General features: G+C 70.3%; 27 protein-coding genes and 1 other RNA gene. 20 read left to right on the forward strand and 8 right to left on the reverse strand.

Going from position 1 to position 22,303, the window contains the following annotated elements; translation table 11 throughout:
• Complete coding sequence (locus ACT3CF_RS06120; protein WP_478421134.1) at window positions 1-1,893, forward strand: XrtA/PEP-CTERM system amidotransferase; 1,893 nt, start codon at window positions 1-3, stop codon at window positions 1,891-1,893.
• A 10-nt stretch (window positions 1,894-1,903) separates the two neighbouring features.
• Here ACT3CF_RS06120 and ACT3CF_RS06125 read toward each other — a convergent pair whose 3' ends face one another.
• The 4 genes from ACT3CF_RS06125 to ACT3CF_RS06140 all read right to left on the reverse strand — a co-directional run bounded on the left by ACT3CF_RS06125 (window position 1,904) and on the right by ACT3CF_RS06140 (window position 5,756).
• The gene (locus ACT3CF_RS06125) at window positions 1,904-2,338 is read right to left on the reverse strand and encodes an MAPEG family protein (protein ID WP_478421136.1); all 435 of its coding nucleotides are present in this window, start codon (window positions 2,336-2,338) and stop codon (window positions 1,904-1,906) included.
• 335 nt (window positions 2,339-2,673) lie between these two features.
• Window positions 2,674-2,973: a GIY-YIG nuclease family protein gene (locus tag ACT3CF_RS06130; RefSeq protein ID WP_478421138.1), complete on the reverse strand. Its 300-nt coding sequence runs from the start codon at window positions 2,971-2,973 to the stop codon at window positions 2,674-2,676.
• A gap of 373 nt (window positions 2,974-3,346) precedes the next feature.
• Window positions 3,347-4,399 carry a 1,9-bis(guanidino)-5-aza-nonane synthase gene (locus tag ACT3CF_RS06135; RefSeq protein ID WP_478421139.1) on the reverse strand — a complete coding sequence of 351 codons (1,053 nt, stop codon included), beginning with the start codon at window positions 4,397-4,399 and terminating at the stop codon, window positions 3,347-3,349.
• Between the two features lie 172 nt (window positions 4,400-4,571).
• The gene (locus ACT3CF_RS06140; protein WP_478421141.1) at window positions 4,572-5,756 is read right to left on the reverse strand and encodes a type III PLP-dependent enzyme; all 1,185 of its coding nucleotides are present in this window, start codon (window positions 5,754-5,756) and stop codon (window positions 4,572-4,574) included.
• 152 nt (window positions 5,757-5,908) lie between these two features.
• Between ACT3CF_RS06140 and ACT3CF_RS06145 the strand changes: the two genes are divergently transcribed.
• From ACT3CF_RS06145 to ACT3CF_RS06160, 4 genes are read left to right on the forward strand one after another with little or no spacing between them, the layout of a single operon-like run.
• Window positions 5,909-6,880, forward strand: coding sequence for a threonine ammonia-lyase (locus ACT3CF_RS06145; RefSeq protein WP_478421143.1), 972 nt, complete (start codon window positions 5,909-5,911; stop codon window positions 6,878-6,880).
• Window positions 6,877-7,059, forward strand: coding sequence for a hypothetical protein (locus ACT3CF_RS06150; protein WP_478421144.1), 183 nt, complete (start codon window positions 6,877-6,879; stop codon window positions 7,057-7,059). Before ACT3CF_RS06145 ends, ACT3CF_RS06150 begins: the two co-directional genes overlap by 4 nt.
• Window positions 7,056-7,229, forward strand: a complete 174-nt coding sequence (locus ACT3CF_RS06155) for a hypothetical protein (RefSeq protein ID WP_478421146.1) — start codon at window positions 7,056-7,058, stop codon at window positions 7,227-7,229. Before ACT3CF_RS06150 ends, ACT3CF_RS06155 begins: the two co-directional genes overlap by 4 nt.
• A 37-nt stretch (window positions 7,230-7,266) precedes the next feature.
• The gene (locus tag ACT3CF_RS06160; protein WP_478421148.1) at window positions 7,267-7,476 is read left to right on the forward strand and encodes a DUF2093 domain-containing protein; all 210 of its coding nucleotides are present in this window, start codon (window positions 7,267-7,269) and stop codon (window positions 7,474-7,476) included.
• Window positions 7,477-7,534: 58 nt separating this feature from the next.
• On the opposite strand, the gene ACT3CF_RS06165 is transcribed toward ACT3CF_RS06160, so the two are convergent.
• Window positions 7,535-8,191 carry an alpha/beta hydrolase gene (locus ACT3CF_RS06165; RefSeq protein WP_478421150.1) on the reverse strand — a complete coding sequence of 219 codons (657 nt, stop codon included), beginning with the start codon at window positions 8,189-8,191 and terminating at the stop codon, window positions 7,535-7,537.
• 94 nt (window positions 8,192-8,285) lie between these two features.
• Between ACT3CF_RS06165 and ACT3CF_RS06170 the strand changes: the two genes are divergently transcribed.
• The 10 genes from ACT3CF_RS06170 (at window position 8,286) to ACT3CF_RS06215 (ending at window position 15,142) form a co-directional block, all read left to right on the forward strand.
• A complete protein-coding gene (locus ACT3CF_RS06170; RefSeq protein WP_478421152.1) occupies window positions 8,286-9,374 on the forward strand; it encodes an aminotransferase class V-fold PLP-dependent enzyme in 1,089 nt (362 codons plus the stop codon).
• The gene (locus ACT3CF_RS06175) at window positions 9,371-10,465 is read left to right on the forward strand and encodes a cysteine desulfurase family protein (protein WP_478421154.1); all 1,095 of its coding nucleotides are present in this window, start codon (window positions 9,371-9,373) and stop codon (window positions 10,463-10,465) included. The genes ACT3CF_RS06170 and ACT3CF_RS06175 overlap by 4 nt, the downstream gene beginning before the upstream one ends.
• Window positions 10,462-10,797, forward strand: coding sequence for a 2Fe-2S iron-sulfur cluster-binding protein (locus ACT3CF_RS06180; RefSeq protein ID WP_478421156.1), 336 nt, complete (start codon window positions 10,462-10,464; stop codon window positions 10,795-10,797). The genes ACT3CF_RS06175 and ACT3CF_RS06180 overlap by 4 nt, the downstream gene beginning before the upstream one ends.
• Window positions 10,798-10,907: 110 nt before the next feature.
• A complete protein-coding gene (locus ACT3CF_RS06185; protein ID WP_478421157.1) occupies window positions 10,908-11,039 on the forward strand; it encodes a hypothetical protein in 132 nt (43 codons plus the stop codon).
• Between the two features lie 49 nt (window positions 11,040-11,088).
• Window positions 11,089-11,499, forward strand: coding sequence for a low affinity iron permease family protein (locus ACT3CF_RS06190; protein WP_478421159.1), 411 nt, complete (start codon window positions 11,089-11,091; stop codon window positions 11,497-11,499).
• A gap of 79 nt (window positions 11,500-11,578) precedes the next feature.
• Window positions 11,579-11,676: signal recognition particle sRNA small type (gene ffs / locus ACT3CF_RS06195), an RNA gene on the forward strand.
• A gap of 94 nt (window positions 11,677-11,770) precedes the next feature.
• A complete protein-coding gene (locus ACT3CF_RS06200) occupies window positions 11,771-12,682 on the forward strand; it encodes a lysostaphin resistance A-like protein (RefSeq protein WP_478421160.1) in 912 nt (303 codons plus the stop codon).
• A 7-nt stretch (window positions 12,683-12,689) separates the two neighbouring features.
• On the forward strand, window positions 12,690-14,450 hold the full coding sequence (locus ACT3CF_RS06205) for a DNA polymerase III subunit gamma/tau (protein WP_478421162.1): 1,761 nt from the start codon (window positions 12,690-12,692) through the stop codon (window positions 14,448-14,450).
• Window positions 14,447-14,770: a YbaB/EbfC family nucleoid-associated protein gene (locus ACT3CF_RS06210; protein ID WP_478421164.1), complete on the forward strand. Its 324-nt coding sequence runs from the start codon at window positions 14,447-14,449 to the stop codon at window positions 14,768-14,770. The genes ACT3CF_RS06205 and ACT3CF_RS06210 overlap by 4 nt, the downstream gene beginning before the upstream one ends.
• A 102-nt stretch (window positions 14,771-14,872) precedes the next feature.
• On the forward strand, window positions 14,873-15,142 hold the full coding sequence (locus ACT3CF_RS06215) for a hypothetical protein (protein WP_478421166.1): 270 nt from the start codon (window positions 14,873-14,875) through the stop codon (window positions 15,140-15,142).
• A gap of 19 nt (window positions 15,143-15,161) precedes the next feature.
• Here the strand turns inward: ACT3CF_RS06215 and mtgA are convergent, their stop codons facing one another.
• The 3 genes from mtgA to ACT3CF_RS06230 all read right to left on the reverse strand — a co-directional run bounded on the left by mtgA (window position 15,162) and on the right by ACT3CF_RS06230 (window position 17,941).
• Window positions 15,162-15,887 (reverse strand): monofunctional biosynthetic peptidoglycan transglycosylase, encoded by a 726-nt coding sequence (gene mtgA, locus ACT3CF_RS06220; protein ID WP_478421168.1) that lies wholly within the window; start codon window positions 15,885-15,887, stop codon window positions 15,162-15,164.
• A 136-nt stretch (window positions 15,888-16,023) separates the two neighbouring features.
• Window positions 16,024-16,929 (reverse strand): RNA polymerase sigma factor RpoH, encoded by a 906-nt coding sequence (rpoH, locus tag ACT3CF_RS06225; RefSeq protein WP_478421170.1) that lies wholly within the window; start codon window positions 16,927-16,929, stop codon window positions 16,024-16,026.
• Window positions 16,930-16,984: 55 nt separating this feature from the next.
• The gene (locus ACT3CF_RS06230; RefSeq protein ID WP_478421171.1) at window positions 16,985-17,941 is read right to left on the reverse strand and encodes an RluA family pseudouridine synthase; all 957 of its coding nucleotides are present in this window, start codon (window positions 17,939-17,941) and stop codon (window positions 16,985-16,987) included.
• A gap of 45 nt (window positions 17,942-17,986) precedes the next feature.
• Here ACT3CF_RS06230 and ACT3CF_RS06235 point away from each other — a divergent pair, with 45 nt between their 5' ends.
• From ACT3CF_RS06235 to ACT3CF_RS06255, 5 genes are all read left to right on the forward strand, one after another.
• Window positions 17,987-18,376: a M67 family metallopeptidase gene (locus ACT3CF_RS06235; RefSeq protein WP_478421173.1), complete on the forward strand. Its 390-nt coding sequence runs from the start codon at window positions 17,987-17,989 to the stop codon at window positions 18,374-18,376.
• 81 nt (window positions 18,377-18,457) lie between these two features.
• A complete protein-coding gene (locus ACT3CF_RS06240; protein ID WP_478421174.1) occupies window positions 18,458-18,607 on the forward strand; it encodes a lmo0937 family membrane protein in 150 nt (49 codons plus the stop codon).
• A 118-nt stretch (window positions 18,608-18,725) separates the two neighbouring features.
• Window positions 18,726-19,370 (forward strand): histidine phosphotransferase family protein, encoded by a 645-nt coding sequence (locus ACT3CF_RS06245; protein ID WP_478421175.1) that lies wholly within the window; start codon window positions 18,726-18,728, stop codon window positions 19,368-19,370.
• A 107-nt stretch (window positions 19,371-19,477) separates the two neighbouring features.
• Window positions 19,478-21,799, forward strand: a complete 2,322-nt coding sequence (locus ACT3CF_RS06250) for a chemotaxis protein CheA (protein WP_478421177.1) — start codon at window positions 19,478-19,480, stop codon at window positions 21,797-21,799.
• Window positions 21,799-22,242: a chemotaxis protein CheW gene (locus ACT3CF_RS06255; protein WP_478421179.1), complete on the forward strand. Its 444-nt coding sequence runs from the start codon at window positions 21,799-21,801 to the stop codon at window positions 22,240-22,242. Before ACT3CF_RS06250 ends, ACT3CF_RS06255 begins: the two co-directional genes overlap by 1 nt.
• Window positions 22,243-22,303: the final 61 nt, after the last annotated feature.

A 22,303-nucleotide genomic window follows, 5' to 3' on the forward strand; every position in this document is an offset into this window, starting at 1 on the left:
ATGTGCGGCATCGCCGGCCTGTTCTATCCCGCCACGCCCAAGCCCGTCGATCCCGCGCGGATCGCGGTGATGTGCGACGCGCAGGCGCATCGCGGTCCCGACGGGGCGGGGCACTGGACCGGCCCCGGCATCGGGCTGGGCCATCGCCGGCTGTCGATCATCGACCTCGACGGCGGCGCGCAGCCGATGGCGCTTCCCGACGGCGGCGTCGTCACCGTGTTCAACGGCGAGATCTATAATTTCCGCGAGGTGCGCGCCGAGCTGGAGGCGATGGGCGCGCGCTTTGCCACCAACAGCGACACCGAGGTGCTGCTCCACGGCTGGCGCGCCTGGGGGCCGGCGATGCTCGAACGGCTGAACGGCATGTTCGCCTTTGCGCTGTACGACGCGGCGCGGGCGAGCCTGTTCCTCGCGCGCGACCGTTTCGGCGTGAAGCCGCTCCATTATACCCAGCTTGCCGACGGGGCGATCGCCTTTGCCTCCGAGCTCAAGGGGCTGATGGCGCACCCGCTGTTCCGCCGCATCCCCGATTTCCGCGCGGTCGAGGACTTTCTGGGGCTCGGCTATGTCCCCGACGATGCGTGCCTGATCGCGGGCGTGCAGAAGCTGCCCGCCGCGCACTACCTGCTGATCGAGCGCGGGCGGCCGGTGCCCGCGCCGGTGCGGTGGTGGGACCTGGACTTTACCCGCCGCGCGACGGGCAGCCGCCGCGACCTGGAAGCCGAGCTGATCGAGCGGATGCGCGCCGCGGTGCGATCGCGCATGGTCGCCGACGTGCCGCTGGGCGCGTTTCTTTCGGGCGGCGTCGACAGCAGCGCCGTGGTCGCGCTGATGGCCGAGGCGACGCCCGCGGCGGTGCGCACCTGCACGATCGGTTTCGACGAGGCCGACCATGACGAGACGCGGTGGGCGGCGATGGTCGCGCGGCGTTTCGCGACCGACCACCGCACGCGGACGGTGGCGGCGGACGATTTCGCCGCGATCGACACGCTGGTGACGGCGTTCGACGAGCCCTTTGCCGACGCATCGGCGCTGGCGACGCTGCGCGTCTGTGCGCTGGCGCGCGAGGGGGTGACGGTCGCGCTGTCGGGCGACGGCGCCGACGAGGCGATGGCGGGATATCGCCGGCACCGCTTCTTTGCCGCCGAGGCGCGCGTGCGCGGCGCGCTGCCCGCGGGGGTGCGCGCGCGGCTGTTCGGCACGCTGGGCGCGCTGTACCCCAAGGCCGACTGGGCGCCGCGGCCGCTGCGCGCCAGGACGACGCTGCTCGCGCTCGCCGAGAGCGACGAGGCCGCCTATGCCAAGGCGGTGGGGGTGACGCCGCCCGAAACGCGCGCCGCGCTCTATACCAGCGCGGCGCGGCACATGCTGGCGGGGCATTTCGCCGAATGGCGCTATATCGACACGATGCGCGGGGCGCCGGCGCGCGACGCGATCGACCGCGCGCAATATGCCGATATCCGCCACTGGCTGCCCGGCGACATCCTGACCAAGATCGACCGCACGAGCATGGCGGTGGGGCTGGAGGCGCGCGAGCCGTTGCTCGACCACCGGCTCGTCGAGTTCGCCGCGACGCTGCCGCCGCGGCTGCGCATCCATGGCGGCCAGGGCAAGTGGCTGATGAAGAAGGCGCTGGAGCCGTGGTTGCCGCGCGAGATCCTCTATCGCCCCAAAATGGGGTTCGTGACGCCGATCAGCGCATGGTTTCGCGGGCCGCTGGCGGGGGCGGCGGCGGCGCTGGCGCAATCGCCGCGGCTGGCGCAGACCGGATGGTTCGAGATGCCGGTGATCGGTGCGCTCGCCGAGGCGCATCGCAGCGGCCGGGCCGACCATGGCCGCACGCTGTGGCAGCTGATGATGCTCGAACGCAGCCTGACGCGGCTGTTCGGCTGAACCGCGCGCGTCAGCCCGCGCGGAACAGCGCGAGCGCGGCGGTGAGCGTGAGCAGGATCAGCACGAGGCTCGACGCGATGAACAGCGAGAAGCGGAAGAGGATGCGGTTGACCGTCGCCTGCACGATGCTGTGCGCGATGCGTAGCCCGACATAGGCCCAGGCGAGCGCGACCGCGACCGGCCCTTCGGCCCCGAGCAGCGCGAGCGCCGCCGCGATGGCGTAGAACAGCGTCGGCTGCTCGACCAGGTGCATATAATTGTGCGCGGGCCATTGCGCCTTTTCGTCGAGCAGCGTGTCGAGCAGGCCGGGGCGGCCGCCGCGCGCCTTTGACAGGTCGACCCCGGCGCGGCGGAGCGCTGGGAGGCGGACCGCAAGCACCCAGAGCAGCATCACCAGCGTCCAGCCGACGAGCGTGACGACGGGGGCGAGAATGGGGTGGTGCATCGGGTCTTTCCTCTTCGCCCGGTGGGGCCGGGCGCGGGGACGGCACCGGCGCGGCGCCCGCGCCGTGGGCCGGGCGGGTCGCGCGACGCTGCCCGATCGGCGGGGGGATGGCAAGCGGCGGGGGTTTTTTAGGGGGGGCGGGGTTGGCGGTGCGGTCGAGGGAGCTGGGCCCCGGGTCGAGCCCGGGGCGACGGTGGGGGGCTGGTGGTGCGTGGTGGGTGGAGCTCGGGCCGGGCGGGGTTGGCGGTGGGGCGGCCTGGATGAGAGGGCCGGGGCGGGGCGGTCGCCCGTCGGTTCGTCGCCCCGGGCTTGACCCGGGGTCCCGCTGTTGCGGGTCAGGTCAGGTCGGCGGAGAGGTCGCGCCATTCGGGGTTGGCGCGTTCGATCAGCGCGAACTTCCATTCGCGGCGCCATCGTTTGACGCGCTTTTCATGGGCGATGCATTCGGTGATCGACGGACCGGCTTCGGCCCAGACGAGGCGGTCGAGGCCGTAGCGGCGGCAGAATTCGGAGCCCTGGCCGGAGCGGTGCTGGTGCACGCGCTGCGCGAGGTCGGCCGTGACGCCGACATAGATCGTGCCGCGATAGCGGTTGGCCATGATGTAGACCCAGCCGCCCGGTTCCGCATGCGCCATTCGGGGAGAATGCGAAGAAGCTGGGCCCCGGGTCAAGCCCGGGGCGACGATTGGGTGTGTCGGGGCGGGATGGGTTGCGGCGGTTTTGGTGGGATGGGCGGGGGAGAGAAGCTGGGCCCCGGGTCGAGCCCGGGGTGACGGTTGGGTGTGTCGGGGCGGGACGGGGGTGGCGGTTTTGGTGGGATTGGGAGGGGGGAGAGAAGCTGGGCCCCGGGTCGAGCCCGGGGCGACGGTGGGGTGGGTCGGGGTGAGATGGGCTGCGACGGTGGGGTGTGTCGGGGTGGGATGGGGGCGGCGGGGCGACGCGGGGGGCGGATGTGGCAACGGCCGGGGATTGCGCCCCGGCCGTTGTCTTGTTCCGATGCGGAAAGGCTCAGGCGAAGAGCTTGGCCCAGGCGCGCTTGGCGCGGTCCTTCCAGTGGCCGCGGTGATAGGCATCGCTGGCGAGCAGCGGCATCACCGAGCCGGCTTCGGCGAAGACCATCTGCTCGATGCCGGTGTTGACCTTGCCCCAGCTCGCCGCTTCCTGGAGCGTCGAGGACGAGCAGGCGCCGTCGCGCACGTCGGCGACGGTGATCTGCACCGCGTACTTGTGAACCTCGACATCCTCGTGGCCGAGGATCTCGGCGCAGACGACGGTGTCCTGGATGAAGTTCTTGGGCACGCCGCCGCCGATCATCAGCAGGCCGGTGGTGCCCGCCTTGATCTTGATCTCGGTCAGCTCGCGGAAGTCCGCGACCGCGTCGATCATCATATAGGGCTTGCCGGCCTTCATCTGGTCGACCTGGTGCTTGACGAGGCCGAAGCCCGCCGAGCTGTCGACGAACGCCGGGCAGAAGACCGGCACGTCATGCTCATAGGCGAGCTTGACGAGGCTGTTTTCCTTCTTGCCGTGCTCCGACAGATACTTGCCCATCTCGCGGATGAAGGCGCGGCTCGAATAGGCCTTGGGCTCGAGCGAATTCGCGATCTTGTTGATCGTGAAGTCGCAGTCCTGGAGCTGCTCCTCGTCGATATAGGTGTCGTAGATGCGGTCGATGTAGAGCGAGCGCAGCGTGTCGTCGTCGGGAACCTCGAGCGCCTGATAGTGCTTGTGGCCCAGCCCCTCGAAGAAATCCATGTCGACGATGGTGGCGCCGGTGGCGACGACGACGTCGACCATGTTGTTGCGCACCAGCTCGGCATAGAGGTCCATGCAGCCGCCGGCCGAGGTCGAGCCCGCGATCACCAGGACCACGGTGCAGTCCTTGTCGGCGAGCATCTGGTTGTAGATCTTGGTCGCGCGGCCGAGATCGCGGCTGGTGAAGCTCATGTCGGCCATCGCGTCGACGATCGGGCGCGCGTCGAAGCTCTTGATGTCGATGTGCTTGACCTGCTTCGAAAGCAGCTCGGCCTTGCGGGTGTCGTTGATTTTGGTGTCGGTCATGGGGTGTCCCATCTGCACAAGAACCGCCGTCATTCAAGGGGACGCGGAAACCCGTGGGTCGGACCGTGGCGCCGGAGCGTCGCGGCCCGGAAAGGCAAATGCGCGCCGCCCGGCCGGGAGGCAATGGACCGGGTCCATGCCGCCGACCGGGCTGCGTTTGAGCAGGCGTGCGTTACAGCTTGACGACGTTCGATGCCGCCTCGGGCTCCGCATCGACGTACATCGAGGCCATCGGCTCGTCTTCCATCACCACCGTATCGGCGGCGCCGAAGCCGTTGAACCCGGTACGCATCGCGCAGCCATAGGCGCCGAGCATGCCGACTTCGATATAGTCGCCCGGCGCGATGTCGGCCGGGAGCAGGAACGGCCCTGCCATATGGTCGAGATCGTCGCAGGTCGGACCGTAGAAGCTGAACGCCATGTCCCTGGCATTCGAATCGGGTTCGCGAAGCAGGCGGACGGGGAAGCGCCAGCCGACATGCGCCGCATCGAACAGCGCGCCATAGGCACCGTCGTTGATATAGAGTTCGGCCCCGCGGCGCTTTTCGACGCGCACGATGAGCGAGCTGTATTCAGCGCACAGCGCCCGGCCCGGTTCGGCCCAGAGTTCGGCCGAATAGGAGACCGGCAGGCTTTCGAACGCGCGGTGGATCGTCGCGAAATAGCGCTCGAGCGGGGGCGGCTCCATGCCCGGATAGGACGAGGGGAAACCGCCGCCGACGTCGATCACGTCGACCGTGACGCCCGCCTCGACAATGGCCGCGCGGACGCGTTCCATCGCATTGGCATAGGCATCGGGCGACATCGCCTGGCTGCCGACATGGAAGCAGATGCCCAGCGCATCGGCCGCCTGGCGGGCCGCGATCAGCAGCGCCTTGGACTCGCCCGGGCCGGCGCCGAACTTCGACGCGAGGCTGAGCTTCGAATGATCCGACGACACGCGCAGCCGCACGCACAGCGTGAGATCGGTCGCGCCCTTGGTGGCGCGGACGATCTTTTCCAGCTCTTCCATGCTGTCGAGGCTGAAGACGCGGACGCCGTGCTCGAAATAAGCCTCGGCGATGGCTTCCTCGGCCTTTACCGGATGCATGAAGCACAGCGTCGCCTCCGGCGCCACGCCGGCCACGAGCCGCACCTCACCGATCGAGGCGACGTCGAAATGGGTAATGCCACTTTCCCACAGCAGCCGAACCAGCGTCGGGGACGGGTTCGCCTTGACCGCGTACATGGCCTTGCCCGGAAACTTCTCGACAAAGAAGCGGGCGGCACGGGCAGCGGCGTGCGGACGAGTGAGCGTGACCGGCTGAACCGGACGAAGGGCGGCAGCTAGCCCCAGCGCGCAATGATGCTTGTGCAACTCAAGGGACCTCCAATTGCCTTGCGGCATACGGTGACAAAAGCTGCCTTGCGGTTGGAAGTCCCATGGGGCAGCGGAAGGGCGCATTTAAGGTCCGAGAGTCCGGCTGTAAAGTGATTCGAGTCCGGGAAATCGACGGCGAGGGGAAATACGTGACGATTTTGCGACAGCCGACCCGCGCAGGGGTGCGCGACGCCGCCGCCAAGGTGGCCGCGATCCTGCCGCGCACGCCGCTGATGACCGCGGAAATCCGCGGCGTGGAGGTGTGTTTCAAGGTCGAGGCGCTGCAGCCGATCGGCGCGTTCAAGATCCGCGGTGCGTGGCACCGGCTGACCGCGATCGACCCGGCGATGCGCGCGCGCGGCGTCGTCGCCTTTTCATCGGGCAACCATGCGCAGGGCGTCGCCTGGGCGGCGCGGCGGCTGGGGATGCCAGCGGTGATCGTGATGCCCGAAGACGCCCCGCGCGCCAAGCTGGAGGCGACGCTGGCGCTGGGCGCCGAGGTCGTCCGGTACGACCGCGCGCGCGAAAGCCGCGAGAAGATCGCCGCGCACCTGGCGCATGCGCGCGGCGCGGTGCTGGTGCCGAGCTTCGACGACCCGTGGGTGATCGAGGGGCAGGGGAGCGCGGGCATCGAGGCGCTGTCGCAGATCGTCGAGGGGGCGCTGCCCGATCCGGTGCGCGCGATCGTGCCGTGCGGCGGCGGCGGGCTGGCGGCGGGAATCGCGCTTGCGCTGCCCGAGGCCGAGATCGTCACCGTCGAGCCCGAGGGGTGGGACGACATGCGCCGCAGCCTGGCGGCCGGATGGATCGAGCCGGTGGGGAGCAACCCGCCGCCGACCGCGTGCGACGCGTTGCAGACGCCGTGCGTCTCGCCGCTGACGTTCGAGGTGCTGGCGTCGCGCGGGGCCGAGGGCGTGGCGGTGAGCGAGGCCGAGATCCGCGCGGCGCAGCGCTGGGCGGCGGCGCGGCTGCACGTCATCGTCGAGCCGGGCGGCGCGGTGGCGCTGGCGGCGCTGCTTTCCGGTCGGGTCGCGCCGCAGCCGGGGACGCTGGTGCTGTTGTCGGGCGGCAATGTCGACGCGCGCGATTATGCCGCGGTGCTGACCGAGGCGGCGGCATGAGCGGCCGGTCGGGGGCGGCGATCGCGACGCTGTTCAGCCTGGGCGTGCGCGCGCTCGGCTATCTGTTGTTCGGCGTGGCGCTGCTCGTCTATCGCCGCGATCCGCGGATGATCGCGCTGATCGGGGGACTCGTGGCGGCGGGGCTGGTGCTGGGATTCGGGATCGGAGGCGCCGAATGATCGCGGGCGCGCAGCTCAACGACCTGATGCTGACGATCGCGGTGCTGGCGGTCGGCGCGCTCGGCTGGGGCGGCGTGCGGACCTGGGCGCGCGGCGACCGGACGCGCGGGCTGTTGATGATCGCGTGCGCCGCGGTGGTGCTGATGAACGTCCTGATCTGGACGATCTGACCGGGAAGCCCATATGGGGGCGATGGCTACACCCCCGATGATCGCCCAGATTCGTTACGACACCCCCGATTTCGAGGTGCTGCGCGCCGGCACGCACGTGCGCTGCGCCGTGTCGGGCGAACTGATTCCGCTCGATTCGCTGCTCTATTGGAGCGTCGAATATCAGGAGGCCTATCGCAGCGCGGTCGAGGCCGGTGCCGCCGCCAAGGCGGGCGGCGCGGCGAAGCTGGTCGCCGCAGCGAACTGAACCGGGCCGTCGCGGGCGGCGGCGCGGGCGCAGGTGCCCGGCCGCCGCAGTCCCGCGATCAGCGGATCGGGCAGTTGGGATCGAGCCGCATGTCGAGATAGCGGTCGACCGAGCCCATCAGCAGGTCCATTTCGTCCTGGAAGAAATGGTTGGCGCCCGGGATCACGTCGTGATGGATCGTGATGTGCTTTTGCGTGCGCAGCTTGTCGACGAGCTTCTGCACGGCGCCCGGCGTCACCACCTCGTCCGAGTCGCCCTGGACGATGATGCCCGACGAGGGGCAGGGCGCGAGGAAGGTGAAGTCGTACATGTTCGCCGGCGGCGCGACCGAGATGAAGCCGCGGATTTCCGGACGGCGCATCAGCAACTGCATGCCGATCCACGCGCCGAAGCTGACGCCCGCGATCCAGGTGGTCGAGGCTTCGGGATGGAAGCTCTGCACCCAGTCGAGCGCGGCGGCGGCGTCGGACAGCTCGCCGATGCCGTTGTCGAAGGTGCCCTGGCTCTTGCCCACGCCGCGGAAGTTGAAGCGCAGCGTGGCGAAGCCGCGACGCTGGAACGTCTTGTAGAGCTCCTGGACGATGCGGTTGTTCATCGTGCCGCCCGCATGCGGATGCGGGTGGAGGATCATCGCCACGGGTGCGCGCGGCTTGGGCGCAGGAGCGAAACGGCCTTCGAGGCGCCCTTCCGGGCCGGGAAAGATGACTTCGGGCAAGTTCGTACTCGCTGAAATGGGTAAGCGCGGTGCAGCGCAGGAATCTTGGCGCTATATAGGTGCCGCCCCGTCTTGCGCAATTGGAACGAAACGCTTGTCCGACCGCCTCTATCTCGATCACGCCGCCACCACCCCGATGCTGCCCGAGGCGATCGCCGCGGTGGAGGCGGGAATGCGCCACTGGGCGAACCCGTCGTCGCCGCATGCCGACGGTCGTGCGGCGCGCGCGGCGCTGGAGCGTGCGCGCGCCGAGGTGGCGGCCGCCTATGGCTGGGCGCACGAGCTGGTGTTCACGAGCGGCGCGAGCGAATCGCTGTTTCTGGCGCTGTCGCGCGGGATGGCCGCGCGGCGGATCATCACCGCGGTCGAGCATGACGCGGTGCTGCGCCATGGCGAGGGCGCGCGCGTGCTGCCCGTCGACGCGGGCGGGATCGTGCGCGCCGACGCGATCGACGCCGCGCTGGCCGAGGCGGCGGCCGCGGGCGAGCGCGTGCTGCTGTGCGTGCAATGGGCCAACAGCGAGACGGGCGTGCGCCAGCCCGTCGCGACGATCGCCGAGCGCATCCACGCGGCGGGCGGGCTGTTGCTCGTCGATGCGGCGCAGATGCCCGCGCGCGCCGACGAGGCGGTGCTGCGCCATGCCGACCTGGTCGCGGTGTCGGCGCACAAGCGCGGCGGGCCGCCGGGCGTGGGCGCGCTGATGATCCGCGACTTTGCCGCGCTGGCGCCGATGGGCGGGCAGGAAAAGGGCTATCGCGCGGGGACCGAGAACCTGCCGGGCGCACTGGGCTTTGCCGCCGCGCTGGCGGTGCCCGAGCCGCTGGCCCCCTATGCCGCGCTGCGGGCCGCGCTGGAGGCGGAGATCGTCGCGGCGGGCGGCGAGGTGGTGGGCGGCGACAGCCCGCGCAGCCCGTTGATCGGCAGCTATCGCATGCCCGGCGTCACCGCGGCGGCGCAGCTGATCCGGTTCGACCTGGCGGGCATCGCGGTGTCGGCGGGAAGCGCGTGTTCGTCGGGGTCGATGCGGCCGAGTCATGTGCTGTCGGCGATGGGGTGGGAGGCACCCGCGCTGCGCGAGGTGGTGCGCGTGAGCTTTGGCCGCACGACCGACGCGGCGGCGGTCGCGCGGTTCGCCGCGGCGTGGCGCGACACCGCGCAAGGGGCGGCTGCGCGCGCGGCATGACCTATCTCGACTATCAGGCGACGACGCCGCTGGCGCCCGAGGCGCTGGAGGCGATGCTGCCCTGGCTGCGCGACCAGCACGCCAACCCGCATTCGAGCCATGCCGCCGGGCGCCGCGCGCGGGCGGCGGTGGAGCATGCGCGCGACCAGGTGGCAGCGCTGATGCCGCCCGGCGGGCAGGTGACGTTCACCGCGAGCGCGACCGAGGCGCTCAACTGGGCGATCAAGGGCGTGGGGCCGGGCGCGATCGTGACGCTGGCGACCGAACATGCCGCGGTGCTCGATCCCGTGGCGGCGATGGCGGCGGCGGGGCGGCGCTGTATCGTGCTGCCGGTCGGGCGCGACGGGATCGTCGACCTGGACGCGGCGCGCGCAGCGATCGGGCCGGGCACGGCGCTGGTCGCGGCGATGCGCGTCAACAACGAGATCGGCGTGTGCCAGCCGGTCGCGGCGCTGGCCGAACTGGCGCACGCGGCGGGCGCGCTGTTCCTGTGCGACGCGGTGCAGGGCTATGGCCGGATGCCGGTGCCCGCGACGGCGGACCTGGTCGCCGTGTCGGCGCACAAGATCCACGGACCGAAGGGGATCGGCGCGCTGTGGATCCGCGACGGGGTGACGATCGCGCCGCTGCTCCACGGCGGGATGCAGGAGGCGGCGGGGCGATCGGGAACGCTTTCGCCCGCATTGTGCGCGGGATTCGGCGCGGCGGCGGCGCTGGCCGGCGCGGGCGCGGCGGCGGACGCGGCGCATGTCGCGCGGCTGTTCGACGCGGCGCGCGCTGCGCTGGGGGCCGAATGGGTGCTCAACGGCAGCGCCGAGGCGCGGTATCGCGGCAATCTGAACATCCGTCGCGCGGGCCTTGACGCGGGGCGGCTGATCTCGGACCTGCGGGACATCGCCTTTTCGGCGGGATCGGCCTGTGCCAGCGGATCGGGGCGGCCGAGCCACGTCCTGCGGGCGATCGGGCTGACCGACGCCGAGGCGCGGTCGAGCATCCGGATCGGCTTTGGCCGCTATACGAGCGAGGAGGAACTGATGGGGGCGATCGGTCGAATCGACAGTGCGGCGCGGGCGCAGGGGCTGCGGGCATGATCCGCGTGCGTTTCGTGGGCGCCGACGGCGAGACGGTGCAGGAAGTCGACGCGCGCGCGGGCGACACGCTGCTCGACGTCGCGCAGGAGGCGGGGCAGCCGCTGGAGGGGACGTGCGAAGGGCAGATGGCGTGTTCGACCTGCCACGTCATCGTCGCCGCCGAGGACTTTGCGCGGCTGGCCCCGGCGAGCGAGGAAGAGGAGGACATGCTCGACCTGGCGATCGGCGCGACGCGGACGAGCCGGCTGGCGTGCCAGATCGTGCTCGGCGAGGCGCTGAACGGGCTGACCGTGCGGATGCCGCCCGCGCATCGCGACATGCAGGGGCGGTGAGGCGCGGCGGCGGAGCCGACTCGCTTCGCCTGCGTATCAATCCGGATTCCGGCAGCCCCGGGGGACGATGCTAGCTTGCCTGCGGCCAAAGGGGCGCGGGAGGCGGAAAAATGAAGCTTGATACCAGCGAAAATCCCCAATCGGGTTTCGGACCGCGCTTTGCCACGCTGATCGCGGTGCTGGCGGTCGCGAGCCTGGTGATCGGCGTGCTCGTCAAGCTGTGGGGCGTGACCGGACACTGATCGCAACGCCGCGCAGGAACCCGATGACGGAGCCGATCGTTGGGGCAGCGTGACGAAATCCGCGCTTTTTCAGGGCCTGTACAACGTCGGCTGCCGCGTTTCCGACGTGGGCGCGGACATTGCGGGGCATCCGCTGGCCCAGATCGGCATGGTGCTGTTTTGCGCCGCCTGGTTCCTGCTGCCGCTGGGCAAGCAGGCGACCGAGATCCTGACGCTGGTGCTTTCGGTGCTGGCGATCACGCTCACGCAGATGGTGCTCAACCAGCAGAAGCGGCACGAAGCGGCGCTCCACCTCAAGATCGACGAGCTGATTCACGCGATGCAGGGCGCGCGCGACGAGGTGATGGGGATCGAGACCAAGAGCGAGGCCGAGCTGGAGGCGCTCCGCCGCACCGGCGACCGTGCCGAGGACGTGCTGGCCGAACGCCATGCGCGGGCGGCCGCGGCGGCGGGCGACTGAGGCGAACGCCGGCCGGTGGGGGAAGGGCGATGGCGGGCGACACCCCCTTGCGTCGGGCGGCGGCATCGACCATATGCGCCGCGGGAGTCGGGCGGACGGTACCGTCGCCAACCCGGTCAGATCCGGAAGGAAGCAGCCGTAACGATTTCGTAGCGGGTCGTTCCGGCTCCCACCCCAACCAGTTTGCCGGCGCAATGCGCCGATGCCGGGCCGATCGCCCCGAACCCTCGTGCAGATGCTGCGCGGGGGATTTTTGCGCGAGGGCGGCGGCATGAGCGCGGCGATCCCCGAGCGGGCGCGGCGCGCGGCGCTGTTGCGGCGCGAGGGCGCCGAGATCCTTGTCTTTTGCGGGCTTGCCTATGCGATCGCCTGGGCGTGCTGGCTGCCGTTGTGGCGGGCGGGCGTCGTGGTGCGCGCGGGAACCCTGCCGACGCATTTCCCCGGTCTGCTCGCGCCGTTGCTCGCCGCAGTGCTGACGACATGGCTGTTGCCGGGACGCAGCGCCGCGCGGCGCGACCTGGGCGTGCGGTTGCGGCGCTGGCGGCTGGGCGCGCGCGGCTGGGCGCTGGCGCTGGTGCCGGGCGCGCTGTTGCTGCTCGCGCTGGGTCTGGGCGCGGTCGCGGGGGCGCCGGGAAGCCCGGCGGGGCTTGCGCGCTTCAGCGGGCTGCCGGCGATGCCGGGATGGCTGCTGTTCGCGACGGTGCTGATCGTCAACGGCTATGGCGAGGAGGGCGGCTGGCGCGGATTCCTGTTGCCGCGGCTCCAGCGGCGGTTCGGCGCGGTGGGCGGCGTGCTGGTGCAGGGCGCGATCTGGGCCGGGTGGCACGCGCCGCTGTTCGCGATCGTCGAGACCTATCGCGGCATGGGCGCGGCGGGGCTGGTGTTCGGATTCGGGCTGGGACTGATGTGCGGCGCGTTCGTGCTGGCGCGCGTCGCGGCGGGCGCGCACGGCGCGGTGCTGGCGGTGGCGCTGTGGCACACGCTGTACAATTTCGCGACGGCGAGCGCGGTGGGCGGATGGGCGCAGGCGGGCGTGTCGGCGGCGGTGATGGCGTGGGGGATGCTGCTGTTCGCGCGCGCGCTGGCGAGCGGGGCGGGGCGCCGCGCGATCCGGGTGCCGCCGCCGCGCGTGCGGATGCCCGCGCCTGCGGCTTCGACAAAGCGCGAAGCTGGCCCTAGATAGGGGCACAATGTCCGATTCCATGCTTGGCCTTGACGAACCGCCGCAGCCGCACGCCGAAGCCTATCGCGTGCTGGCGCGCAAATATCGCCCGCAGACGTTCAGCGCGCTGATCGGGCAGGACGCGATGGTCCAGACGCTGGGCAACGCCATCAAGCGCGGGCGGCTGGCGCACGCCTTTCTGCTGACCGGCGTGCGCGGGGTGGGCAAGACCTCGACCGCGCGGCTGATCGCCAAGGCGCTCAACTGCATCGGCCCCGACGGGCAGGGCGGGCCGACGATCGACCCCTGCGGCGTGTGCGAGCCGTGCCGCGCGATCGCCGAGGGGCGCCATATCGACGTGATCGAGATGGACGCGGCAAGCCATACCGGCATCGACGACATCCGCGAGATCATCGAGGCGGCGCGCTATGCCGCGGTGTCGGCGCGCTTCAAGATCTATATCATCGACGAAGTCCACATGCTGTCCAAGGCGGCCTTCAACGGGCTGCTCAAGACGCTGGAGGAGCCGCCGGGCCATGTGAAGTTCCTGTTCGCCACGACCGAGGTGAACAAGGTGCCGGTGACGGTGCTGTCGCGGTGCCAGCGATTCGACCTGCGGCGCATCCCTGCCGACCTGCTCGCCGCGCATTTCGCGCATGTGTGCGAGGCCGAGCATGTCGAGGCCGAGCCCGAGGCGCTGGCGCTGGTGGCGCGTGCGGCCGAAGGGTCGGCGCGCGACGGGCTGTCGATCCTCGACCAGGCGATCGCCCATGCCGGGCTGGAAGGCGGCGGCGTGCGCGCCGACGCGGTGCGGCACATGCTCGGGCTTTCCGACCGCGGCGCGATCCGCACGCTGTTCGGGCTGTTGCTGGGCGGCGACGGCAAGGGCGCGCTGGCCGGGCTGCGCGCGCAATATGACCTGGGCGTCGACCCGCAGGCGGTGCTGCGCACGCTGCTGGAGACGGTGCACGGGATCACGCTGACCAAGCTGGGCACCGCCGCCGACCCCGGCCAGGCGGCCGAGGAGCGCGAGGCGCTGGAGCAATGGGCGGCGCAACTGTCGTTCCCGGTGCTCCACCGGCTGTGGCAATTGCTGTTGCGCGGGCATGACGAGGTGGCGAAGGCCGCGCTGCCGATCGAGGCGTGCGAGATGGCGCTGCTGCGCGTCATCCATGCCTCGCAGCTTCCCGATCCGGGTGAGCTCGCGCGCCAGCTGGCAGCAGGCGGGCCGGTGACGGCAGCGGCGGCGCCGGCCGTCGCGGCATCGACGAGCGTGCCCAACGCCGCCCCCCCCGCGGTGAGCGCCGCACCGGCAGTCGCGGGCGGCGGCGATTCGTCCACCGCCGAGGCGGAAGGCGAGACCGACGGTGCCGTCGAAGCCGAAGTCGAGGCCGAGGCCGAACCCGAGCCCGTGCGCGCCTTTGCCGACATGGCCGAGCTGGCGGCATGGCTGGAGGCCAATCGCCGGTTCCAGCTCGCGCAGCAGGTGCGCGATTATCTGCGCCCGGTGCGCTTCGGCGAGTGCGAGCTGGAATTTGGCGAGGCGCGGCCGTTACCCTATGACTTTGTCCGCGACCTTGCCGCGGCGTTGCGCGAGATCACCGGCACCAACTGGCGCATCCGCGTCGTCGAAGGGGCCACCGCGATGACGCTGCGCGAGGAACAGGCGGCCCAGGAGGCCGCCGAACGCGAAGCCGTGCTGCAATCGCCGATCGTGGCGGCAGCGATGCAAGCCTTTCCCGAAGCCGAACTGATCGGCTGGAGCAAGACCAGGAGCAACAGGGGATGAAGAGCCTTGAAGAGATCATGGCCATGGCGCAGAACGTCCAGGCCGAACTGAGCCGCGCGCAGGAAAATCTCGACACGATCGAGGTCGAGGGCGCAGCGGGCGGCGGGCTGGTGAAGGTCCGCGCATCGGCCAAGGGCCGCATCATCGGCGTCGCGATCGACGATTCGCTGATGCAGCCCGCCGAAAAGGCGGTGCTGGAGGATCTGGTCGCCGCGGCGTTCAACGACGCGCGCGTCAAGGCGGATGCCGCCGCGCAGGCCGAGATGGCCAAGATGAGCAGCAGCCTGCCGCTGCCGCCGGGGTTCAAGCTGCCCTTCTGACCGGCACGCGACCCGAACGACGCCCCCGCCCGCGCGCGGGGGCGGAACCCGCGCGCCCGCTCTTCGGTTGGTGACCGCACCACCGAGAGAGGAGATGCGGAAATGAGCGACCCCGTCATCGAGACGCGCGAACGCGCCGATGCGCGCGACGCCGGCCATACGACCACGATCATCGAACGGCGCAGCGGCGGGGGCGGGATGATCGCCGCCGTGGCGCTGCTGATCCTGGCCGTCGTCGCGGCGATCTATTTCATCAGCCAGAATGCGCGCGAAAAGGCGCGGACCGACGCGGTTACCGCCGCCGCCGACGGCGTGCGCGATGCCGCCAAGGATGTCGGGGACGCCGCGCGCGACACGACGCGGCCGAAATAACGCCGACGCGCCGCGACGATCAGCGCAGGCAGCGATCGAGCCCGCTGCGCGCGACGATGCCGATCCGCGCGTCGATGCGGTTGCCGTAGCGCCGCGTGAAGCCGCGCGGATCGATCGCGGCGCGCTTCTTGGGCAAGGGCAGCACCGCGGCGATCAGCGAGGCCTCGCGGTCGCTGAGGCGCGAGGCGTCATGCTTGAAATAGCGCATCGCGCCGGCGTTGACGCCATAGGTGCCGATGCCGGTTTCGGCGACGTTGAGATAGACCTCCATGATCCGCCGCTTGCCCCACAGATGCTCGATGAGCAGCGTGAACCATGCTTCGAGGCCCTTGCGGAAATAGCCGCCGCCTTGCCAGAGAAACACGTTCTTCGCGGTCTGCTGGCTGATCGTGGAGCCGCCGCGGATATGGCCGCCCTGCTGGTTGCGGCGATACGCCGCCTCCATCGCCTTGAAGTCGAAGCCGTCGTGGAGGCAGAAGCGCGCATCCTCGGCCGCGATCACCGCACGCGCCATGCTGGGGTCGATCCGGTCGAGCGACATCCAGGATTTGGAGACGCCATGGCCTTCGACGATGTCGCCGATCATCGTCAGCGTGATCGGCGGCGGCACGAAACGCAGCGCGAGCACCCAGAGCAGCGACCCGCCGACGAACAGCAGCACCGCCTTGACCGCCAGCATCGCCAGGCGACGGGGCCAGGAGCGGGAACTGCGCTTGCGAGGAGAAGGCGAGGGTGTGTCGGACATCGGGATTCGGATCAGCGGATGACCGACCGTCTGCCATCATGGCCGGCAAAGCGGAAGGCGGTTTGTGCGCAAGCGGCGCCTGCCCGCCGGGCCGGCGCCGGGTGAGCCGGCCGGCGCGGCGGGCGACGACGCGCGATCAGTGCGCGGCGAGCAGGCGCTTTTCGCCCGCGATGCGCATCATCGCCTTTTGCAGCTTTTCGAAGGCGCGCACCTCGATCTGGCGGACGCGCTCGCGGCTGACGCCGTAAACCTGGCTCAGCTCTTCGAGCGTCTTGGGATCGTCGGTGAGGCGGCGTTCGGTGAGGATGTGCCGCTCGCGCTCGTTGAGGTCCGCCATCGCCTCGACGAGCATCTCGTGGCGGACATCGGCCTCCTGCGCCTCGGCGACGCGTTCGTCCTGGAGCGGATCCTCATCGGCGAGCCAGTCCTGCCACTGGCCCTCGCCATCCTCGCGCATCGAGACGTTGAGCGAGGTGTCGCCGCCCATCGCCATGCGACGGTTCATCGAAGTCACCTCGTCCTCGGTCACGCCGAGGTCGGTCGCGATCTTGGCGACATGTTCGGGGCTGAGATCGCCGTCGTCGAACGCGTCGAGCTTGGCCTTCATCCGCCGCAGGTTGAAGAACAGCTTCTTCTGGGCCGCGGTGGTGCCCATCTTCACGAGGCTCCACGAGCGCAGGATGAATTCCTGGATCGACGCGCGAATCCACCACATCGCGTAGGTCGCGAGGCGGAAACCCCGATCGGGCTCGAACTTCTTCACGCCCTGCATCAGGCCGATATTGCCTTCCGAGATCAGTTCCGACACGGGCAGGCCATAGCCGCGATAGCCCATCGCGATCTTGGCGACGAGCCGCAGGTGCGACGTGACAAGCTGCGCCGCCGCATCGGGATCGCCATGTTCCTGAAACCGCTTGGCGAGCATATATTCCTGCTCGGGGCTCAGGATCGGAAACTTCTTGATCTCGGCCAGATAGCGGTTGAGGCTCGCCTCGCCGCCGAGAGCGGGGATCGTCGCAGGGACGTTGCTTCCGCCAGCCATGATCACTTCTCCCTTTGCGCCGTCGCGGATTCGCGTTCGGCAGTGGTTCGTCTTTTCATACGACAAGCTTGTTGAACAGTTCCTGCATATCTGCAGGCATTTCGCTGTCGAACGCCAGGGCGTTGCTTTTGATGGGGTGGATGAACCCCAAATGCGCGGCGTGCAATGCCTGCCGCCGGAAACCCAGCGTTGCCAGAAGTTCGCGGTGTTCGCCACGCGTACTTCCGTACACCGGATCGCCGAGCAGCGGATGGCCGAGCGAGGTCATGTGGACGCGCACCTGATGCGTGCGCCCGGTTTCCAGCCGGCATTCGACGAGCGCGGCGGCGCGCAGCGGCGTCAGCAGGCGCCAGTGCGTCACCGCGCGCTTTCCCGCCGCGCCGCCGACGATCGCCATCTTCTTGCGGTTCGCCGGCGAACGCGCAAGCGGCGCGTCGACGGTGCCCGCGCCCGTCTTCATCCGCCCGGCGACGATCGCCTTGTAGCGGCGTTCGATGCTGTGCACCTTGAACTGGCGGGCGAGCCCCTCATGCGCGCGATCGGTCTTGGCCGCGACTATGAGGCCGGAGGTGTCCTTGTCGATCCGGTGGACGATCCCCGGCCGGGCGACGCCGCCGATCCCCGAAAGCTGCCCCGCGCAATGGTGGAGCAGCGCGTTGACGAGCGTGCCGTCGAGATTGCCCGCCGCCGGATGGACGACGAGCCCCGCAGGCTTGTCGAGCACGATCAGATGCTCGTCCTCGAACACGACGTTGAGCGGGATTTCCTGGGCGATGTTGTGCGCAGGCTCGGGCTCGGGCACCGCGATGCGGAACTGTGCCCCCGCGGGCGCCTTGCGCGCGGGATCGCGCACCAGCGTGCCGTCGGGCGCGCTGACCGCACCCGATGCGATCAGCGCCTTCAGCCGCTCGCGCGACAGCGTCGGCACCGCGTCGGCAAGCGCGCGATCGAGCCGCCAACCGTCGGCGCCCGGCGCGATGCACGCATCAATGATGGCAACCCCCCTGGTCATTCTGTTAACGAAATGGGGATGCGGTGCACAATTGCAAGTGAAGCGTTGTCATTCATCCGCGCGCGCGCCCACGCGGCCGCGCCGCGCGAGGCGTGCGGGCTGTTGCTGGGCCGCGATTGCGCGATCCTGACGGCATCCGAGACGGCGAACTGCGCCCACGACCCGCTGCGCCGTTTCGAGATCGATCCCGCCGCGATCTTTGCAGCGCAGCGAAGCGCGCGGGCGGGCGGGCCGGCGCTGATCGGATACTGGCATTCGCACCCGAGCGGCGACCCGCGCCCGTCGGCGACCGATGCGGCGATGGCCGATCCCGACGGACGGCTGTGGCTGATCGTCGGCGGCGCGGCGATCGGGCTGTGGCGCGCGGTCGCGGCGGGGGCCGTCGAGGGACGGTTCGATCCGGTGGCATGGGACGAGGTGCGCGCCGCGCGCTGAGCGACCGCGGGGGCGGGCGGCGGAACGTTCGGCGCGTCCCCTCGTTGGCACGGGCAATCATTTGTTACGGAAGGGATGCCCATGCTCTGGACCATCGCACTGATCCTCCTCGTTCTCTGGCTGCTCGGTTTCTTTGCCTTTCACGTCGCGAGCGGGCTGATCCACATCCTGCTCGTGATCGCGATCATCGTCGGGCTGATCCAGCTCTTCACCGGTCGGCGCGCAGTCTGACGCCGGCGGCACGACCGGCGGGCGTCGCATCGGCCCGCCGGCCGTGCCTGCACCCGCCCCGGCTTGCGATGACGGGGCGACTGGGCCAAAGAGGGGCGGCAAGTTGGAGCCACAACCCTTGAATATCAGCCCGACCGATTTCGCCAGCCTGTTGTGTTCGCGGCTCTGCCACGATCTGTTGAGCCCCGTCGGTGCGCTCAACAACGGCCTTGAGCTGCTCGCCGACGAACATGATCCGGAAATGCGCGCGCGCTGCCTGGAACTGCTGAGCGAAAGCGCGCGGGCTTCGGCCAACAAGCTGAAATTCTTTCGCCTGGCCTTCGGCGCGGCGGGCGGCTTTGGCGAGACGGTCGACACGCGCGAGGCGCAGGCGGCGATCGAGGGGCTGTTCGGCGACAATCACCGCGTCAAGATCGGCTGGATGGTCGAGGAGCCGGTGCTCCCCAAGCAGGCGATCAAGGTGCTGCTCAACCTGGCGCTGATCGGCGGCGATGCGCTGATCCGCGGCGGCCAGCTCGATATCGGCGCCGAGATCGTCGAGGGGCAGATCGAGATCGTCGTGCGCGCCGACGGGCCGCGCATCATCCTGGACCCCGAGCTGCGCGCCGCGCTTTCGGGCGGGAGCGACGACATGCCGATCACGCCGCGCGCCGCCGCTGCCTATCTGGCGCATGCGCTGGTGACGCAGGGCGGCGGGACGCTCCAGATTTCGCCGCCCGATTCGGAAGTGCTGCTGTTCGGCGCGAGCTTCAGCGTCGCCTGATCGCACAGCCGAAATCGGACGGGAAAAGCGGGGGATGGCGGGTGGTTGACTAACCGCCTCTTAACTTCCGTGCGGCACAAGGCTCCGGCAATTCTGCTCGGGGCACCATGGACGACCTGATTCAGGAATTCATCGCCGAGACGCGCGAAACGCTGGAGGCGCTTTCGGGCGAGATCGTCGCATGGGAAGCTCACCCCGGCGATCGCGCGCGGCTGGATGCCATTTTCCGCTTCGTCCATACCGTGAAGGGAAGCTGCGGCTTTCTGGAACTGCCGCGGCTGGGCCGGCTGAGCCACGCCGCCGAGGACGTGCTGGCGCAGGTGCGCGCGGGCGAGCGCGTACCGGACCGGGCGCTGGTGAATGCCGTGCTCGCGGTGGTCGACCGCATCGGCGAACTGGTCGAGGCCATCGAATCGGGAACCGCGCTCGACGCGAGCGGCGACGAACTGCTGATCGCCGCGCTGGCGGAGGGCGCCGAGCAGGTGATGCAGGCCGCGCCCGGAAGCGCGCCCCGCGCGCCGACGCGCAGCGTGCGGCTGAACGTCGAGCTGCTCGACCGGATGATGCTGGGCATGTCCGACATGGTGCTGGCGCGCAACGAACTGGCGCGGCGACTGCGCCAAGGGGAGGTCGATCCGGCGATCGAGGCGGCGCTGGAACGATTGTCGCTGACGGTCAGCGAGATGCGCGACACGGTGACGCGGACGCGGATGCAGAAGATCGACGCGCTGTTTTCGGCACTGCCGCGGATGGTGCGGGACACCGCGAACGGGCTGGGCAAATCGGTGGCGCTGCACGTCGACGGCGCCGATGTCGAACTGGACCGCGAGATGATCGAGATCATGCGCGATCCGCTGGTCCACATCGTCCGCAACGCGATCGACCACGGCATCGAGGCACCGGCCGAGCGGCGTGCGGCGGGCAAGCGCGAGAGCGGCCGGCTGAGCGTCGCTGCACGCCAGTCGGGCAATCAGATCGTGATCGAGATCGCCGATGACGGGCGGGGAATCGATTCCGAGAAGCTGGTCCGCAAGCTGGTCGAGGCCGGACGTGACGAGGCGCAGTTGCGGGCGCTCTCGCCGCGCGCGCGGCTCGACCTGATCTTCGAGCCGGGGCTGACCACCAAGGACGAGGTGAGCCAGATTTCGGGGCGCGGCGTCGGCATGGACGTGGTGCGCGCCGCCATCGAACAGATCGGCGGGCGGATCGAACTCGACAACGCACCGGGCCGCGGGTTGCGCATCGCCATCCATGTGCCGCTGACGCTTTCGATCATCTCGGCGATTATCGTCGGGGTGGGCGGCCAGCGCTTTGCCATCCCGCGCCAGGCGATCGAGGAGATCGTCACCGACCGCAGCGACGCGATCCGCATCGACATGCTCGGCGCGACGCCGGTGGCGACGGTGCGCGACCGGCGGATGCCGCTGGTCGATCTGGGCGGGCTGCTGCGCGTGCGGCGCGCGGCGAATGACGGGCCGCAACTGCTCGCGATCGTGAGCGTGAGCGACGGCAGCTATGCGCTGGCGGTCGACACCGTGCTCGACAATGAGGAACTGGTGGTCAAGCCCGCGTCGCCCGCGGTGATGAGCACGGGCATCTATGCGGGGCAGACGCTGCCCGACAGCGGGTTGCCGATGCTGATGCTCGACTGTGCGGGCGTGGCGCGCCAGGCGGGGCTGGTCTTTACCCGCGACGTCGAGGAAGCGTTCGAGGACGAGGCCGAGGAAGCGCCGCCGCCGGGGATCCCCGCGCTGCTGTTCCGCGATCTCGACGGCGTGCGGCGCGCAGTGCCGCTGAGCGTCGTCGACCGTGTGGAGCAGGTGCCGGGAAGCGCGGTGCGCTTTGCCGCCGGGCGGTTCCGCGTCGCGATCGAGGGGCGGCTGCTGCCGCTGGCGGCGCAGGGCGACCTGGAAGGGCGGACGCAGATCGACCTGCTGCGGCTGAAGGACGACACCAGCGAGGTCGCCTATGCGATCGCCGAGGCGCACGACATCGTCGTGCTGCCCGACGCGGTGGCGCCGGCGCGCGAGCCGGGGCCGGTCGCGGGCGTCGTCCTGATGGACGACGAGCAGATCGAGCTGCTCGACATGCTGTGGGTGTTCGACGAACATGCCGATCGCGAGGCCGCCGACGACGCGCCGCTGTGCCTGATCGCGGGCGATGCCGATGGCTGGATGACCTCGTTCGTGCGCCCGCTGCTCGAAAGCGCGGGCTATCGCGTGGCGGCGCAGCTCCCGCCCGGTGAACGTGCGGCGGTGGTGCTGGCGAGCGAGGAAGGCGCGACACCCCCGGCCGGGGCGGCGGCGCCCGTCGTCCGGCTGCGCCGCACGCGCGCGGCCGCCGGGGCGAACGACGACAGCGTCTATCGCTATGACCGCGCGGGGCTGTTGCGCGCGCTGGAAGCGCGCGTGACGGGGCAGGGACGATGATGGACGGGCTGTTCCTGATCGCCGAGGTCGCCGGCCGCACCGTCGCGATCGAATCGGCGCAGGTCGAATCGGTCGTCGATATCGGCGAGGTCACCGCGGTGCCGCGCGCGTCGCAGCATGTGCGCGGGCTGGCGGCGCTGCGCAGCCGGGTCGTCACCGTGGTCGACACGCAGTCCGCACTGGGCTTTGCCCCGATGGGCGAGGCGCACCGGGCGGTGATCACCCAGGTCGAGGGGCATCATTACGCGATGCTCGTCGACGCGCTCGACGACGTCGCGCCGTTCGAGCTGCGCCCGCTGGGCGGCGGCGTGGTGCTCGACGATGCGTGGCGCCGTGCCGGGCGCGGCATCATCGAGCGCGACGGCGAACCGATCCTGGCGATCGACCTGACCGCGCTGGTCCCCGGTTATTCCCTCTCAAATAGTGGAAATAGCTTCGATTAACGCGGCACTTACATTCTTCAGGCAAGGTGTTGGGCGGTAGCAGGCTGCCGGGAACGGGGAA

The organism is Sphingomonas chlorellae, assembly GCF_056485145.1.